13 protein-coding genes and 1 pseudogene are annotated in these 14,697 nt (G+C 63.1%); 6 read left to right on the top strand and 8 right to left on the bottom strand.

The annotated features are described in order from the left end of the window. Positions 1-155 precede the first annotated feature (155 nt). The gene (locus J2R78_RS23480) at positions 156-1,172 is read left to right on the top strand and encodes a hypothetical protein (RefSeq protein ID WP_253607016.1); all 1,017 of its coding nucleotides are present in this window, start codon (positions 156-158) and stop codon (positions 1,170-1,172) included. A gap of 27 nt (positions 1,173-1,199) precedes the next feature. On the opposite strand, the gene J2R78_RS23475 is transcribed toward J2R78_RS23480, so the two are convergent. Then, positions 1,200-1,514: a monooxygenase gene (locus J2R78_RS23475; protein ID WP_253607015.1), complete on the bottom strand. Its 315-nt coding sequence runs from the start codon at positions 1,512-1,514 to the stop codon at positions 1,200-1,202. A gap of 80 nt (positions 1,515-1,594) precedes the next feature. Between J2R78_RS23475 and J2R78_RS23470 the strand changes: the two genes are divergently transcribed. Continuing rightward, on the top strand, positions 1,595-2,173 hold the full coding sequence (locus tag J2R78_RS23470) for a TetR/AcrR family transcriptional regulator (protein WP_253607014.1): 579 nt from the start codon (positions 1,595-1,597) through the stop codon (positions 2,171-2,173). Next, positions 2,160-2,627 (top strand): GFA family protein, encoded by a 468-nt coding sequence (locus J2R78_RS23465; protein WP_253607013.1) that lies wholly within the window; start codon positions 2,160-2,162, stop codon positions 2,625-2,627. The genes J2R78_RS23470 and J2R78_RS23465 overlap by 14 nt, the downstream gene beginning before the upstream one ends. Before the next feature lie 151 nt (positions 2,628-2,778). Here the strand turns inward: J2R78_RS23465 and J2R78_RS23460 are convergent, their stop codons facing one another. Then, positions 2,779-3,897 carry a branched-chain amino acid ABC transporter substrate-binding protein gene (locus tag J2R78_RS23460; RefSeq protein WP_038382395.1) on the bottom strand — a complete coding sequence of 373 codons (1,119 nt, stop codon included), beginning with the start codon at positions 3,895-3,897 and terminating at the stop codon, positions 2,779-2,781. Between the two features lie 86 nt (positions 3,898-3,983). Next, positions 3,984-4,760, bottom strand: coding sequence for a hypothetical protein (locus tag J2R78_RS23455; RefSeq protein WP_253607012.1), 777 nt, complete (start codon positions 4,758-4,760; stop codon positions 3,984-3,986). Positions 4,761-4,996: 236 nt separating this feature from the next. Between J2R78_RS23455 and J2R78_RS23450 the strand changes: the two genes are divergently transcribed. Continuing rightward, positions 4,997-5,188 (top strand): hypothetical protein, encoded by a 192-nt coding sequence (locus tag J2R78_RS23450; RefSeq protein WP_253607011.1) that lies wholly within the window; start codon positions 4,997-4,999, stop codon positions 5,186-5,188. 116 nt (positions 5,189-5,304) lie between these two features. Next, entirely contained in the window at positions 5,305-7,332 is a 2,028-nt protein-coding gene (gene paaZ / locus J2R78_RS23445; RefSeq protein ID WP_253607010.1) for a phenylacetic acid degradation bifunctional protein PaaZ, read from the top strand. A 9-nt stretch (positions 7,333-7,341) separates the two neighbouring features. Here the strand turns inward: paaZ and J2R78_RS23440 are convergent, their stop codons facing one another. The 3 genes from J2R78_RS23440 to J2R78_RS23430 form a co-directional block, all read right to left on the bottom strand. Then, positions 7,342-8,001, bottom strand: coding sequence for a TetR/AcrR family transcriptional regulator (locus J2R78_RS23440; protein WP_225158698.1), 660 nt, complete (start codon positions 7,999-8,001; stop codon positions 7,342-7,344). A gap of 745 nt (positions 8,002-8,746) precedes the next feature. Then, a complete protein-coding gene (locus tag J2R78_RS23435; protein WP_253589216.1) occupies positions 8,747-9,544 on the bottom strand; it encodes a MetQ/NlpA family ABC transporter substrate-binding protein in 798 nt (265 codons plus the stop codon). Between the two features lie 33 nt (positions 9,545-9,577). Continuing rightward, the gene (locus J2R78_RS23430) at positions 9,578-10,903 is read right to left on the bottom strand and encodes an O-acetylhomoserine aminocarboxypropyltransferase/cysteine synthase family protein (RefSeq protein ID WP_253607009.1); all 1,326 of its coding nucleotides are present in this window, start codon (positions 10,901-10,903) and stop codon (positions 9,578-9,580) included. A gap of 417 nt (positions 10,904-11,320) precedes the next feature. On the opposite strand from J2R78_RS23430, the gene J2R78_RS23425 reads away from it, so the two are divergent. Then, positions 11,321-12,721 (top strand): LLM class flavin-dependent oxidoreductase, encoded by a 1,401-nt coding sequence (locus J2R78_RS23425; RefSeq protein WP_253607008.1) that lies wholly within the window; start codon positions 11,321-11,323, stop codon positions 12,719-12,721. A gap of 41 nt (positions 12,722-12,762) precedes the next feature. On the opposite strand, the pseudogene J2R78_RS23420 reads toward J2R78_RS23425, so the two are convergent. Then, positions 12,763-13,538 (bottom strand): annotated as a pseudogene (locus J2R78_RS23420) (MetQ/NlpA family ABC transporter substrate-binding protein). A 28-nt stretch (positions 13,539-13,566) separates the two neighbouring features. Then, positions 13,567-14,361 carry a MetQ/NlpA family ABC transporter substrate-binding protein gene (locus J2R78_RS23415; RefSeq protein WP_057017483.1) on the bottom strand — a complete coding sequence of 265 codons (795 nt, stop codon included), beginning with the start codon at positions 14,359-14,361 and terminating at the stop codon, positions 13,567-13,569. Positions 14,362-14,697 lie beyond the last annotated feature (336 nt).

Genomic DNA, 14,697 nt, shown 5'->3' with positions numbered 1-14,697 from the left:
TCTGCCGCGGGCCTTGGGCTCCGCGCTTGCGGAACTTTTGTCATGACCTCGACGCTTCAGGTGACCTCTCGTCGCGAGCCACACGCTCCGTGCTGCTCGAACATCAGCTGCGGAGGTATCATCCACACGTTCAGGGAAGGGTCCGCGCGCTGGCCATGCGGCACACGCGTCTTGCGGACCTTGCCGCGAGCTTTCCTGCGCTGTTGTTCGCGCTGGCGGTCCCGCGAGCCGGGATCGCTTCGGCGCGCGCACGCGCATGCGTCATCGACGGCCGCTCGCTCGCGGACGCCGCGGCCGCGGCGGGCATTCCGCTGTGGCTGCGCAGATTGCCGCCGGAAGCATTCACCGCTCCGATCACGGGACTGCCCGATGACGAGCTGTTTCGCCGGCAGATCGCGAACCACCTGCCGCCGTCACCTAAGCTCGCGCCGATCTGGCTGAAATCCGTCGCGGCGGTTGCCGAGCTCGCACATGGGCCGGCGGCGGTCTGGATCGCGCGCGAGCTGGTCCCAGCGCCGCCGCGCACCGATCCTGCGCGATTGCGGCTCGTCGGCCTGTGGGCGTGGTTCTCCACGCAGCCGGCGACGCTGGGACATACGCTGATCGACCGGAGGTGGACGCCGAGCATGCAGATCGGCTCGGCGCTCGCGGCCGCCGATGCGTGGCGCACGATGATCGCGCTGCATGTCAGCCTCGGCTCGGAGAAGATCGCGGATATGTGGCTGCGGCCGGGCCGCGTTGACGGTTACGACTTCATCCCGCTGAACTCGACCACGGATATTTCGGAGGAGGCGGAAGCGATGCAGAATTGCCTGCGCACCTACGGTCCCAACCTCGCCCACAATCGCTCGCGGCTGTGGAGCGTCAAGCGGAGCGGGCAACGCGTCGCCACCCTGAGAGTTGCGGCGCGTTTTGAGGGTCCGTTGCCAGGTATCGCCGAGCTCACCGGTATCCGGAACGCCGAGATGCCGCGCGAGGTCTGGTGGGCAGCGCGCCAATGGCTGCATAGCCACGGCCTGTTGCGGATGGAGGTCGAGCAACGCAGATGGGGCACCGCGCCTCTCGACCGCCCGACCTGGCGCGCGATCTGGCGTCCGTACTGGCTCGCCAGGCGGCAGATTCCGGAATGGCTGCCGCTCGCTCCGTCGCGCAAGGCGCTCAATGCGCTGTGATGCGCATCCGCCACCGCCGCTTCGTTGCTAATCGTCGGCAACAATCTGCTGGGCAAGGTTGTCGACCACCACAGGACTCTCGAAATAGGTGACGATCGGATCGGCGCCATATTTCTCCCGTGCGCGGGCGCGCCACGCATCGGTGTACAGCGCTTCCGCCTCCACTCTCGAGTTCCAGAAATAGATACCGCCGGCCGTCATCCCGTCCTCGGACAGCAAATAGGTCTTTCGGAACAGCCCCTGAATGCCGCGATAGATCGGCGCGGTACTCAGGAAGATGCTGCGGGCTTCCTCGCGCGTGATCGGCTTCGGCAGCTTGAACGTCGTGATTGCGGTAATCATCCGGATCTCCTCGGCTTCATTCTTGACATCATTGTCAATATTGACGATTGTGTCAAGAATGACCCGATGGAGTGGATCGAATGGTGGGCGTGCGTCAGTTCGACGAGGACGAGATGATCGCAACCGCGCTCGATGTGTTCTGGCGCAAGGGCCTGCACGATGCGACCATGCAGGACCTCGCGGCCGCGACCGGCGTCCAGCGCGGCAGCCTCTACAACGCCTATGGCGACAAGGAAGCGATCTTCCTGCGCGCCTTCGACCAGTATGCCGCGCAATTCCTGGACGCGGCCGGCGGCGCGCTGGCGCAGGGCGATACCGCAGCGAGACTGAGGGACTTCTTTGACATGATCATCGTCAACATGACCGACGGCACGCCGCAGCGGGGCTGCCTGACGACGCGCACCGCGCTGGACGCGTCCGTTTCGAGCGCGGATGTGCGTCAGCGCGTGCAGGACGTGCTCACCCGGCTCGAGCAGCTGGTCGGCAAGGCCATCAGCGCGGCGCCGAACAGGCGCAGCACGGCCGACGCGAACCGGCTGGCGCGCGTCATCGTGACGTTCACGCGCGGGCTCGCCGTGATGGAGCGCGCCGGATACAGCCGCAAGCAGTTGAGGGAATCCGCCACCACATTCATCGATGCCGTGATTGGCGACGCCTGAGGCGGCGTCCCTGTCCCGGCGACGGCGTCATCGTAACGGAGAAACCAGCATGCAGGAACGGAACGGCGGCTGCCTGTGCGGCGCGGTGCGTTACACGCTCAAGAGCGAACCGCGGAGCATCGCGATATGTCATTGCACACATTGCCAGCGGCAAAGCGGCAGCCTGTTCTCGTTCAACCTCGTGATCCGCGAAGCCGACTACCAGCAGTCGGGCGAGACGGTGGTGTTCGTCGACAAGGGCGACAGCGGCCATCCGGTCCATCGTCATTTCTGCGGGCGCTGCGGGTCCCCTCTGCTGGCGAAGACCGCTTTGATGCCCGGCAAGGTCGTGGTGAAAGCCGGCACGCTCGACAGCATGGAAGGATTGCAGCCGCAAGCCGAGATCTATACCGATCGCGCCGTCGCATGGCTCACGCCGATCCCCGGCGCTGCGCGCTTTGCCCGGAACGTGTGACCGGACGCGCCGGTCACGAACGCAGCGGGAAAGGATTCAGCCTGGCCAGGGTTGCCACCGTTCCGATTGCATCGGAACGGTGGCTCTCGATTTTGCTCTGACGCGTTTTCACGCGAACCGATATCAGCTTCGCTCGAAAACGCTCCGGCGATCATTGACCGGCCGGCAGTTCGGCGTAGTTGCCGTCCTTGTCGCGGCGGTACACGACGTAGTCGATCAGGGTGATGTCACCCTTCGGCGTGTAGCTGATCTTGCCGAGCACGGTATCCCAGCTTCCGGCCTTGATGGCCGCCGCGACCTTCTTGGCGTCCGTGGTCTGGGCACGGGCTGCGGCCTGGCTCCAGATCTGGAACGCGGCATAGCTGTAGAGCGTGTAGCCGTCGGGATCGATGCCCTTGTCCTTGAACTTCTTCAAGGTCGCGGCCGCGGTCGCCTTCTTGCGCGGGTCGGGCGAGAAGGTGAACAGCGAGCCTTCGGCGAGCGGACCTGCGATCGCGGCGAACTGCTTGTCGACCAGGGCGTCGCCGCCCATCAGCACCGCATTGACGCCCTGCTCGCGCATCTGGCGCAGGATCAACGCTGCCTCGGCATAATAGCCGCCGACATAGACGAAATCGATCGACTCCTTCTTGAAGCGGGATACCAGGGCAGCAAAATCCTTGTCGCCCTTGGTATAGGCCTCATAGAGCTTTTCCTTCACGCCCGCGGCGTTGATGGCGTTCTTCGTTTCGTCGGCAAGGCCTTTGCCGTAGGTCGTCTTGTCGTGGATGATCGCGACGTTCTTGGTCTTGTAGTTCTTGATAATGTAGGCGGCCGCAACCGTGCCCTGCTGGTCATCCCGGCCGCAGACACGGAACGTGTTCCACAACCCGCGCTCGGTGAATTGCGGATTGGTCGAGCCCGGCGTGATCTGCAGCACATTGCCCTCTGCATAGGCGTCCGACGCAGGGATCGAGGTCGATGAGCAGAAATGCCCAACGACGAACGGAATCCTCGCGCCTGCCATCTTCTCGGCAACCGACACCGCCTGCTTCGGATCGCAGGCATCGTCGCCGACCTCCAGCTTCAGCTTCTTGCCAAGCACGCCACCCGCCGCATTGATGTCGGCAATCGCGAGATCAGCACCGTTCTTGAACTGCTGGCCAAAGCTCGCCTCGGAGCCGGTCATCGGCCCGACCACGGCAACACTGATATCCTGTGCCATGGCGGCGCCGGACAAGGCCAGGCTCGCGCCGAGCGCAAGAAAATATCCTCGAAGTGCAAACTTCATCACATTCTCCTCGATGGTCTCAAGTCGCCTCAATGCATCGCAGTCGACGAATCCGCCGATTGCAACGATCACCGGGGGGCTGCCTTTTAAGCGCGAGACGATTGGCAGGCTCGGACTGAGGCGACAGGGGATTGGACATATGCGACATCGGGCAACAATGTGAAACACGTTGTCGTGCATTGACGTCTGAAATCGCCCGCAGCGGACGTGATTGGGCGGCGATGTTGTGTGCGCGACAGCACACAGGCTGGCGGAGAGCGCTGTTTGCGACGTCGCCCGAGATCGACCAGATGCCGGACGACGGCGCCGCGCAGCTCGGGCGTCGCGAGCTGGTAGCTGTCGTCAAGCTCCCTGATGTAGAGCGCCGGCAGACGCATCGCCTCGGTGTTCGCGGGCAACGGCCGGTTCAGCATGTCCTCGGGATCGCGGACCAGCAGTGCCAGCGCCTTGCGCGGCAGCCTGAGACCGACGAAACGGCTCGGCGAGACCGGGACCACTATGTTGCCGACCTCCGCGCTCGACTCCAGCACGGCCTGCCCCGGGCCCAGCTCGATGTCGCGGCCGCGCTGCGACGCGCGGGCGTTGCCGCTCGTGATGATCGTCAGCACAAGGTCGTCATTGCCGTCGAGCAGCTCGCGCGACCGTGCGATCTTGAGGTTGCTGCACGCCCAGGATCCGATCCCGAGCCCAGGCAGCTCGCGCACATTGGCTTCGGCATGGAACGCGCCGACGCTCAGTGGCTCCGGATCGAGCTTCACGATCATCCGCCCGATCTGCTCGCGAAAGATCGGCAAGCGGTCGCGCTCGCCGAAATCCGCGGCCGAGAACCGAAACCCGGCGATATCCGGCGACTGCATCGTCATCGGCCAATCCTCATGGCGGCGGGAGGTCGCCGGTGATATGGGGCCGATTTGTGGCAGCATGACACCGCTCGAGTGCACGGGACCGTGCTTACGCGTCGGCACTTTTGCTGCAGACAGGCGATGCTCGCCGGATCATCCTGACGCTATTGCCGGATCTGAAATCGCAACCGAGACCGAAATCGTGCTCGCTCGATATTGCCCGGTGTCGTCATCCCAAGCCGTTACGCGGATTATAATTGACTGACCGGACGGTCAATAGTAATCCAAGCGCACGTCACGCAACCTTCGGCCACCAGAAGCCGCAACGGGAGGTCATCATGGTCAGCGATTTGGTGTTGACCGATATCCGCGCCGAATATCGCGTCGTGACGCTCAACGCCTTTCTCGAAAAGCGCGCGACGCGCTTTGTCGGACGAGCCAAAGCTTGAACGTTCGGATTGAACATTCCGCCGTCAAGGCGAGACGCATCATTGATCACAAGTCAGAAGGTCCAATTGCGATGACACAGCCTCAATCCAGTGGTGCACGGACGGCGGGCAACGTCATGAAGCTCGACAGCTTCGTGCGCGGAAAATGGTCCGGCCCGGGCGAACCGGCAGCCGAGATTCACAGTGCCGTCACCGGCGATGTGGTGGCGGTCACCACCAGGAGCGATCTCGACATGCGCGAGATCCTCGCCTATGGCCGCGCGATCGGCGGCAAACATCTCAGAAAGCTGACGTTCCATCAGCGCGCGGGCCTACTGAAGGCGCTGGCCGACTATCTGACCCAGCACAAGGACCGGCTCTACAAACTATCGTTCCATGCGGGCGCAACCCGCACCGACGCTGTCATCGACGTCGACGGCGGCATCGGCACGTTGTTCGCCTTTGCCGGCAAGGGACGCCGCGAACTTCCGAACAGCAAAGTCCTGCTCGACGGCAATGTCGAAGGGCTCTCCAAGGGTGGCGCATTCGCCGGTCAGCATATCGTGACGCCGCTGCACGGCGTCGCCGTGCACATCAACGCATTCAACTTTCCGTGCTGGGGCATGCTGGAGAAGCTGGCGCCCGCGCTGCTGGCCGGCGTGCCCGTCGTGACCAAGCCCGCGACGGTCACCTCCTATGTCGCCCACGAACTGGTCCGGATCATCACCGAATCCGGCGTGCTGCCCGAAGGCGTGCTGCAATTCATCGTCGGATCGACCGGCGACTTGTTCGACCATCTGACCTGCCAGGACGTGGTGTCCTTCACAGGCTCGGCCGACACGTCGCAAAAACTGCAGCGGCATCCGGTCATCGCGCGCGAAGCGGTCAGGTTCATCGCCGAACGGGATTCGCTGAACGCCGCAATCCTCGCTCCGGACGCAGTGCCGGGAAGTCCGGAGTTCGACCTCTTCGTCAAGGAAGTGGCGAAGGAGATGACGGTCAAGGCCGGCCAGAAATGCACCGCGATCCGTCGCGCGCTGGTGCCGTCGGCGCAGCTCGATGCCGTGATCACGGCGCTGCGCGACCGTCTGGCCAAGGTCACGATCGGCAATCCCGAAAACGACAAGGTCAGGATGGGGCCGCTGGTCGGGCTCGGCCAGCGCAGCGATGTGCTTGCCCATGTCGCGAAGCTTCGCGCCGAAGCCGAACTGGTGGCCGGCGATCCCGGCAACTTCGGGCTGCTCGATGCCGACGCGAAGCGCGGCGCCTTCGTTCCGCCGCTGCTGCTGCATTGCGCCAAGCCGCTCGCCGCATCCGCAGTCCACGAGATCGAGGCGTTCGGGCCTGTCAGCACCGTGATGGGTTACGACGATCTGGAGCAGGCGATCGCGCTGACCAATCGCGGCGGCGGCAGCCTCGTCGCATCCATCTACACGCACGACATCCCGGCTGCGACCGAACTGGCATTTGGCATCGGCAGTTTTCACGGCCGCGTCGCGATCATCGACCGCGACTGCGCGAGCGAGCACACCGGACACGGTTCGCCGATGCCGCAGATGGTTCACGGCGGCCCCGGCCGGGCCGGCGGCGGCGAGGAACTGGGCGGCGTCCGCAGCCTCCAGCACTACATGCAGCGCACCGCATTGCAGGGATCGCCGGCGATGCTGAGCGGCGTCACCGGCCGCTGGTTCAAGAGCAGCCCGATGCTCGAAGGCGACCTGCATCCGTTCCGCTATCACTATGACGATCTCGAGATCGGCCGCACGCTGGTCTCGAAGTCGCGGCAGATCACGCTCGACGACATCGAGCACTTCGCGCATTTCACGGGCGACACCTTCTACGCCCATATGGACGAGGAAGCGACCAAGGGGCATCCGTTCTTCCCAGGCCGCGTCGCGCATGGCTATCTGCTGCTGTCGTTTGCGGCCGGCCTGTTCGTCGATCCCGACTACGGGCCGGTGCTGGCGAATTACGGCCTCGACTCGCTGCGCTTCGTCAAACCCGTCCAGCCCGGCGAACAGATCCAGGTGCGGCTGACCGCGAAGGAGAAGATGCCGCGCAACAAGCAATATGGCGAGGTACGCTGGGACGTCGAGATCACGACCGGCACCGGCGAAACCGCGGCGACCTACGAGCTGCTGACGATGAATGCGATGCGGGCTTAACGGCCCGCGTCAGAGCAACTCGGCCTGCCGGCTGCGGCCGGCCGATTTCGCCCTGCCGCGCGGCCGGGTGGCGGCGGCCGCGGCATCGTCGGCGCCGGCCAGCACGAGTTGCGCGACGAAACCGGCATATTCGGCGCGGGTCATCGGCCCGCCCTCGCGAAACCACATGTAATGCCAGTTCAGCATGCCGAAGACGCTCATCGTCAGCGGCTTGAGCAGGCGCTTGTGCTTCGCCGCCGGCACGGCGGCGGCGAGTGCGTCCGACATGATCCCAACCAGGATCCGCTCGCTTGCGAGCAGCGGCTGTTGCTTGTCCTTCGGCAACAGCTTGAGACTTGAGATCTGGACCTGATGTTCGGCGTCGGCATGCCGGTAGAGCTCGAGCAGGGTCGCAACGATCGTCCTGAAGCGCGCGACCGGATCGCCGGCCTGTGCGCTCGCCTTGCGGACCGCCGCCACCAGCTTCGCGAGGTGCGACGACAGGATATCGAACAGGATCGCTTCCTTGTCGGGATAATAGTGATAGAGCAGCGCCTTCGAAACCCCGCAGGCATCGGCGATGGTGTTCATCGACGTGCCGACATATCCCGATGCGGCAAACAGCTCGGCCGAGCGATGCAGCATCGAGAGGCGCTTGTCGTCATAGTCCTTGGCGCGCGATCGGGCCATGTCTTGTCCGTTTCACCAGGCGGCCGTTCGGCCATCGTCCAGAGATGTCAGTCAATAGTCGCAAGGTTCCGGGACCACAGCCCCGCCTCCGAACCGCTATTTATTGACCATCCGGTCGGACAATTCCATAAGCCCGGCGATCGGGCAACATTGCCCGGAATGAATTTTCCTGGCGCCGCGTCGCGAGAGCATCTCTCTGCTGCAAATCGCCTCGCCATGCGCGTCTGATTGCAAAGTTCGCGGCGCCGCCGAGTTTCGCGCGCGTCCCGAACAGGAGCGTGTTATCGTTCATTGAACGGCTCGGAATGCGAAGGAGGCTCTGGGTGCGGACATCCTCTTGGCTCCACGTCCTTCGTCGCGCGGCCCGTCGGCTGAAGAGATGGCAGCGGCGGCTGGCCCGCGCCGCCAACCCCGACGGCAAGGACATGTACGAACTCTTTCTGTTTGGTCCTCACGGCTGATCGCTCGTTGGCGCGACGCATGCCCAGTCGAGACCGCAGCAGATGTGATCCATCGCCACGCCGACGTCAGTCTGCCCACGCCGCACATGTCGTGCGGCAGGATCACACACAGAGCGATAGCATGACAGCGCCCGCTCTACCGGTTCGCGCCGACGAGGAACGGCGGTCGCATCCTTCGCGCGCGTCTAGAGCCCCGTTCCGATGGAATCGGAACGGGGCTCTAGATTCTAGTTTTTGACGCGCTTTCCTGCCGCGAACCGGCGTCCACTTCGCTCGGGAAAGCTCTAGCTGCCGAAGCCGGCCGGAATGAACGCCGGCAGCTTCTCCTCGATGAAGTGCTTGACCTCGGGTGAATTGAAGACCTGGATGAAGGCCTTCAGGCGCGGATCGTCCTTCTTGTCCGGCCGCGCGGTAAAGCGCAGCACGAGACCGTCATCGACCGTGCGGTCGATCACCAGCGCCGATTTTGGATCACCGCCGGCCGGTATCAGATAGGTGATGTTGACGAGCGCAAGCGTGACGTCATCGAGCGACCGGTAGGTCTGCGCCGGATCGAGCTCGACGATCTTCAGGTTCTTGGGATTTTCGATGATATCAAACCGATTGACCGAAAAACCCTTGCCCGGCGCCAGCTTGATCAGTCCGGCGCGTTCGAGCAGGATCAAGCCACGCGCGCCGTTGAGCGGCTCGTTCGGGATCGCAACGCTGTCGCCGGACTTGATCTCCTCGAGCGACTTGATCTTCTTCGAGAACAGCCCGACGGGCGCGATCACGCCGACCTTGTCGACCTGGACCAGGTCGAAGCCGCGCTGCTTGTTCTGGATCGCGAGATAGGTGGCGTGCTGGAACAGGTTGGCGTCGACGTCGCCGCTGTTCACCACCTCGTTCAACGCGACCCAGTCCGACAGCTCGACGATCTTGACGTCCTGTCCCTTGTCCTTGGCGAGCTTGGCGGCAAAGCCAGCCAGCTGACCGACCGGGCCGGCGCTGGTCGCGATCTTGAGAGGTTCGTCCGCAACGGCGGCCGCAGTCATGGCAAGCAGCACGCCAGCCGCCTGCGCCAGGCGCAACAATGTCTTCATGGTCTCGGTTTCAACTCCGTCTTCAGGGATCGATCAGGCCGCCTTGCGGCCGCTGCTTCCCGCCTCAGCATCAGTCAATGCCTGGGTGAGGTCGGCGAGGATGTCGTCGGGATGTTCGATGCCGACCGAAAGCCTGATGTAGCCGGGCGTCACGCCTGCCGCGAGCTGCTCTGCGCCGCTCAGTTGCTGATGGGTGGTCGATGCCGGATGGATCGCCAGCGAGCGCGCATCGCCGATATTGGCGACGTGATAGAACAGTTTCAGCGCATCGATGAAACGACGGCCGGTCTCGACGCCCCCCTTCAGCTCGAAGCCGACCAGCCCGCCATAGCCGCCCTTCAGATAGAGATCGGCGCGGCGCCGGTCCTCCCCGCTCTGCAGTCCGGGGAAGATTACGTGCGAAACGGCGGGATGTCGTGCCAGGAAATTCGCGACCTTGATCGCGTTCTCGTTGTGCTGACGCAGCCGCAGGGGCAAGGTCTCGAGTCCCTGGATGAACTGAAATGCGTTCTGGGGAGCGACCGCGGCACCGAGATCGCGCAGCAGCTTCACGCGTGCGCGCAGGATGTAGGCGATCGGACCGAGCGGCTTGGCTGCCTCGGTCCAGATCGCCCCGTGATAGGCATCGTCCGGCTGCGTCAGCAGCGGGAAGCGCTCGGCGTGCGCCGCCCAGTCGAAATTGCCGCCATCGATGATCGCTCCGCCAATCGACGTGCCGTGGCCGCCGATATACTTTGTCGCGGAATAGACGACGATCGCTGCGCCGTGCTCGAACGGGCGCGCAATGAGCGGGACGGCGGTGTTGTCGAGAATCAGCGGCACGCCGAGCGAACGGCCGATATCCGCGACTTCCCTGATCGGGAAGACGTTGAGCTTGGGGTTCGGCAGCGTCTCGGCGAAATAGGCCCGGGTCTTCGCATCGGTCGCCCGGCGGAAGTTTTCCGGATCGGCCGGATCGACGAAGCGAACCTCGATGCCGAACTGCTTCAGCGTCTGCGACAGCAGCGTCCAGGTGCCGCCGTACAGATCGGTCGATGAGACGATATTGTCGCCGGCTTGCGCGATGTTGAAGATCGCGTAAGCCGTCGCCGACTGGCCCGACGCCACGGCCAGCGCGCCAACGCCGCCTTCCAGCGCGGCTAGGCGCTCCTCGAACGCGTCAGCCGTCGGATTCTTGATCCTGGTGTAGATCTGTCCGATCGCCTCCAGGGCGAACAGCCGCGATGCGTGATCGGTATTCTCGAATTGAAAGGACGTCGTTTGGTAGATCGGAACGGCGACGGCGCCGGTCGCCGGGTCGGACCGGTACGATCCGCCATGCAAGGCGAGCGTCTCGACATTCTTGGTTTCGATCGGCATCTCGAAATTCTCCTGAAATCCGCGGACCCAGCATCAAAAGGCAAGGAATGATGCGCAGCAGCGTCCGCGACTGTCGAGACATCGGAGAAAATAGCGATGAGCGTGCTGGCGGCGCGTCTGATGGCGTCGCTAATTTTTCAGCCGCGGCGCCTGTCGCGTAACATTTGTTTCACTGCTCCGCCGGTTTGAACGGCTCAGTGGAGCTGATGAGTCATCTGCCGATCGCGCCTGCAAATCAGTACGCAATGTCGTGCATACCGTCATTTCGAACAGCACGACGACGTCGAACAAACGAATCTCTGCTGCGCCGGATCGAAGACAAAGCACGATTTTGATCCTGTCTTTCCATATAGAAAATAAAGCCGCGCAGCTGACGTGATAAATCACCTCTCAGTCCTCAATTAGCGGAATTGCGCAATGACCAGACCAAAGGAACTTCGCTTCAACGCGTTCAACATGATGGCGCCGAGCCACAACTGGGCCGGTCTCTGGTCGCATCCGCGCGACACTTCACTTAACTACAACTCGCTCGACTATTGGGTCGACTACGCCAGAACCGCCGAACGCGGCCTGCTCGACGGCATCTTCCTCGCCGACGTCTTTGGTATCTATGACGTCTACGGCAGCAGTCCTGACACTGCGCTGCGTCACGCCGTTCAATTGCCGAACGCCGAGCCGACCCTGCTCGTCTCCGCCATGGCTTACGCAACGAAGCATCTCGGCTTCGGCATCACATCCAACCTCACCTACGAGCATCCCTACCAGTTCGCCCGCCGCTTCTCGACGCTCGATCATCTCACTCGCGGGCGGATCGGCTGGAACATCGTCACCGGCTATCTCGACAGCGGCGCCCGCGGAATGGGCCTTGAGGCCAACCGCGCGCATGATGAACGCTACGAGGCGGCCGAGGAGTTTCTCATTGCGAGCTATAAGCTATGGGAAGGCAGCTGGGAGGACGGCGCGGTTCGCCGTGACCGGACAGCGCGCGTGTTCACGGATCCGACAAGGATCCACAATGTGCGGCACCAGGGACTTCATTACCAGGTCGACGGCATCCACCTCGCCGAACCCTCGCCACAACGCACACCGTTGCTGTATCAGGCGGGAACCTCGAAGCGCGGCCGCGCCTTCGCGGCGAGGCACGCGGAGGCGATCTTCCTCAACGGCCAGACCAGGCCCATTCTGGCTCGTGCCGTACGCGAGATCAGGGAAGCGGCCAAGGCGTTCGGACGAGATCTCTATGATATCCGCCTGTTCGCCGGCGCGACCGTGATCGTTGCCCCGACGCGCGCGGAGGCCAACGATCTGCTCGAGGAGTACGCAGGGTATGTCGATCAAGCCGGCCAGCTGGCTCTGCTCTCGGGCTGGACCGGCATCGACTTCTCGAACTATCGTCCCGATCAGGCGGTACAATATGTCGAGAGCAACGCGATCCAGTCGATGGTCGAGAATTTCACGTTGCGGAGCGAGCGGCCGGTCAAGGTCGGTGATCTCGCGACGCTGAGCCGGATCGGCGCACGCTCGCCATTCGTGGTCGGCTCACCCCAGGACGTGGCCGATGAGCTGATCGCCTGGGCCGACGAAACCGACGTCGACGGCTTCAACCTGTTCCGCCTCGTCGCGCCGGAATCACTGACGTCATTCGTCGACCTCGTCGTGCCGGAATTGCAGTCACGCGGAGTCTACAAGACAGCCTATCGCGAAGGCACGCTCCGCGAGAAGCTGTTCCCCGGACGCGGACCCTATCTTGACGCCACGCATCCCGGCGCCGGCTTCCGCCGCGCCTCGACGGCAGCGCGCACCGAAGCCGCCGAATAGATCGGCCTGGAAACCTCCCGGCGATGGGCGGTCAACGCCCGTCACCAGGTTGCGATGTAGGTGCCCTTGAAGCGTTTCTCGAGGAATGCCTTGACCTCCTCGGAATGGTAGGCATCGATCAGCTGCTTGACCCAGGGCTTGTCCTTGTCCGCCTCGCGCACGGCAACGATGTTGACCCACGGGCCATCGGCCGCCTCGCGGGCAATTGCATCGGTGGCGGGATTGAGCCCGGCCTGAACCGCATAATTGTTGTTGATCGAGACCAGATCGACATCTTGCAGGGAACGCGGCAACTGCGCGGCATCAAGCTCGACGAAGCGCAGATGCTTCGGATTGTCAGTGACGTCGGCAATGGTCGACGCGACGTTGTTGGGGTCCTTGAGCTTGATCACGCCGTGCAGCGCAAGGATCATCAGGCCGCGCGCGCCATGGAAGGATCGTTGGCGATCGCCACCCGCCCGCCATCCGGAAGATCGGCCAGCTTCTTGTATTTCAACGAGTAGACACCCTGCGGCGACGCAATCGTGTTGGCGACCTTGACGATCTTCCAGCCGGTCTTCGATATCTGGTTCTTCAAATAAGGCTCGTGCTGGAACGAATTGGCCGCGAGATCCCCGAGCGCGAGCACCTGGTTCGGGATCACGTAGTCCGTGAATTCGACCACCTTGATGTCGAACCCATGGCCCGCAGCCACTTTCTTGACGACTTCGAGGATCTCGGCGTGTGGTCCGGCCGTGACGCCAACGCGGACCGTCTCGGCCCTCGCGGTGCCGACCAGGAGCGTTACCGCGGCAACCGCCGTCATCAGAATACGCATCATCATCCTTCAGCAATTGGGGCGGCAACTACCAGCCGGGCAGCACCGCGCCCTTGAACTTGGTCTGGACGAATTCCTTGATCTCGGGCGTGTGGTAGCTGTCGACCAGGATCTTGACCCACGGCTTGTCCTTGTCGGCGGAGCGAACCGCGATCAGATTGACGTATGGCCCTTTCGGATCCTCGCGCAGGATCGGATCCTTGACCGGATCGAGACCGGCCTGTGTCGCATAGTTGGTGTTGATGACCGCCGCATCGACATCGTCGAGCGCCCGGGGCGCCTGGGCTGCGTCGACCTCGACGAATTTCAGGTTTTTGGGATTGTCGGCGATGTCGATAACGGTCGGCTTGAAACCGACGTCGCTCTTCAGCTTGATTGCGCCCTTGTCGCGCAGCAGAAGCAGCGCCCGGCCGCCATTGGTCGGATCATTGGGAATTGAGACCTTGGCTCCGTCAGGAACGTCGGCCCAGTTCTTGTGCTTGCGCGAATAGACGCCGATCGGAAAATTGACCGTCAGTCCCACCTGCTCGATCTTGTAGCCGCGATCGGCTTTCTGGTTGTCCAGATAAGGCTGGTTCTGAAACGAGTTGGCCTGGATGTCGCCGGCGTCGAGCGCCGCGTTCGGAACGACATAGTCGGAGAACTCGATAAGCTGAAGCTCGAGCCCGCTCTTCGCCGCGATCGGTTTCACGGCCTCGAGGATTTGTGCATGCGGCCCGGGCGTCACGCCGATCTTGATCGTTTCTGCCGCGGCGGCCGTCGACCAGATCGCAACAGCGCCTGCAAGAGCGAAAATGGATCGAAGCAACATCTTTGTCTCCATGGAACTGAACTCGCTATCAAGTTCATCGCTCGCGCCAGGGACGAAATCAATGAAATGAGAATCCAAATTTTTCCCGATGACGAGTCGCCGCTGCTGTGGCCGCGATGAAAAGAGAATGGAGCCGGCCGGGCATCTTGGCGCAGCGAGCGACTTATCTGCTGATGCCAGCTGCAACGCGCAGAAAAAAATGCTTTTCTCGCGGACTTCGCTTGCAGAGAAAATTGCACTCGTTCGGACGACTTCTCCGCGATTGCCTCCGGCGCACCGATTGCACACAAATGGCAACAGATCGAACCGGCTAAGGACAACTTGCCATGCCCATCTTTGCCCGCCTCA

Origin of the sequence: Bradyrhizobium sp. USDA 4538 (assembly GCF_024171045.1) — a bacterium.
GTDB classification, from domain to species: Bacteria; Pseudomonadota; Alphaproteobacteria; order Rhizobiales; family Xanthobacteraceae; genus Bradyrhizobium; species Bradyrhizobium australafricanum.
Note: the sequence above shows the minus strand (reverse complement) of the source record. Positions and strands in the feature narration are given on the sequence as shown.

Bases quoted from the DNA above. Each gene is read 5' to 3' on its own strand.
- J2R78_RS23480 (WP_253607016.1), top strand. From the start codon at position 156: ATGCGGCACACGCGTCTTGCGGACCTTGCCGCGAGCTTTCCTGCGCTG.
- J2R78_RS23475 (WP_253607015.1), bottom strand. From the start codon at position 1,514: ATGATTACCGCAATCACGACGTTCAAGCTGCCGAAGCCGATCACGCGC.
- J2R78_RS23470 (WP_253607014.1), top strand. From the start codon at position 1,595: ATGGTGGGCGTGCGTCAGTTCGACGAGGACGAGATGATCGCAACCGCG.
- J2R78_RS23460 (WP_038382395.1), bottom strand. From the start codon at position 3,897: ATGAAGTTTGCACTTCGAGGATATTTTCTTGCGCTCGGCGCGAGCCTG.
- J2R78_RS23455 (WP_253607012.1), bottom strand. From the start codon at position 4,760: ATGACGATGCAGTCGCCGGATATCGCCGGGTTTCGGTTCTCGGCCGCG.
- paaZ (WP_253607010.1), top strand. From the start codon at position 5,305: ATGAAGCTCGACAGCTTCGTGCGCGGAAAATGGTCCGGCCCGGGCGAA.
- J2R78_RS23440 (WP_225158698.1), bottom strand. From the start codon at position 8,001: ATGGCCCGATCGCGCGCCAAGGACTATGACGACAAGCGCCTCTCGATG.
- J2R78_RS23435 (WP_253589216.1), bottom strand. From the start codon at position 9,544: ATGAAGACATTGTTGCGCCTGGCGCAGGCGGCTGGCGTGCTGCTTGCC.
- J2R78_RS23430 (WP_253607009.1), bottom strand. From the start codon at position 10,903: ATGCCGATCGAAACCAAGAATGTCGAGACGCTCGCCTTGCATGGCGGA.
- J2R78_RS23425 (WP_253607008.1), top strand. From the start codon at position 11,321: ATGACCAGACCAAAGGAACTTCGCTTCAACGCGTTCAACATGATGGCG.
- J2R78_RS23415 (WP_057017483.1), bottom strand. From the start codon at position 14,361: ATGGAGACAAAGATGTTGCTTCGATCCATTTTCGCTCTTGCAGGCGCT.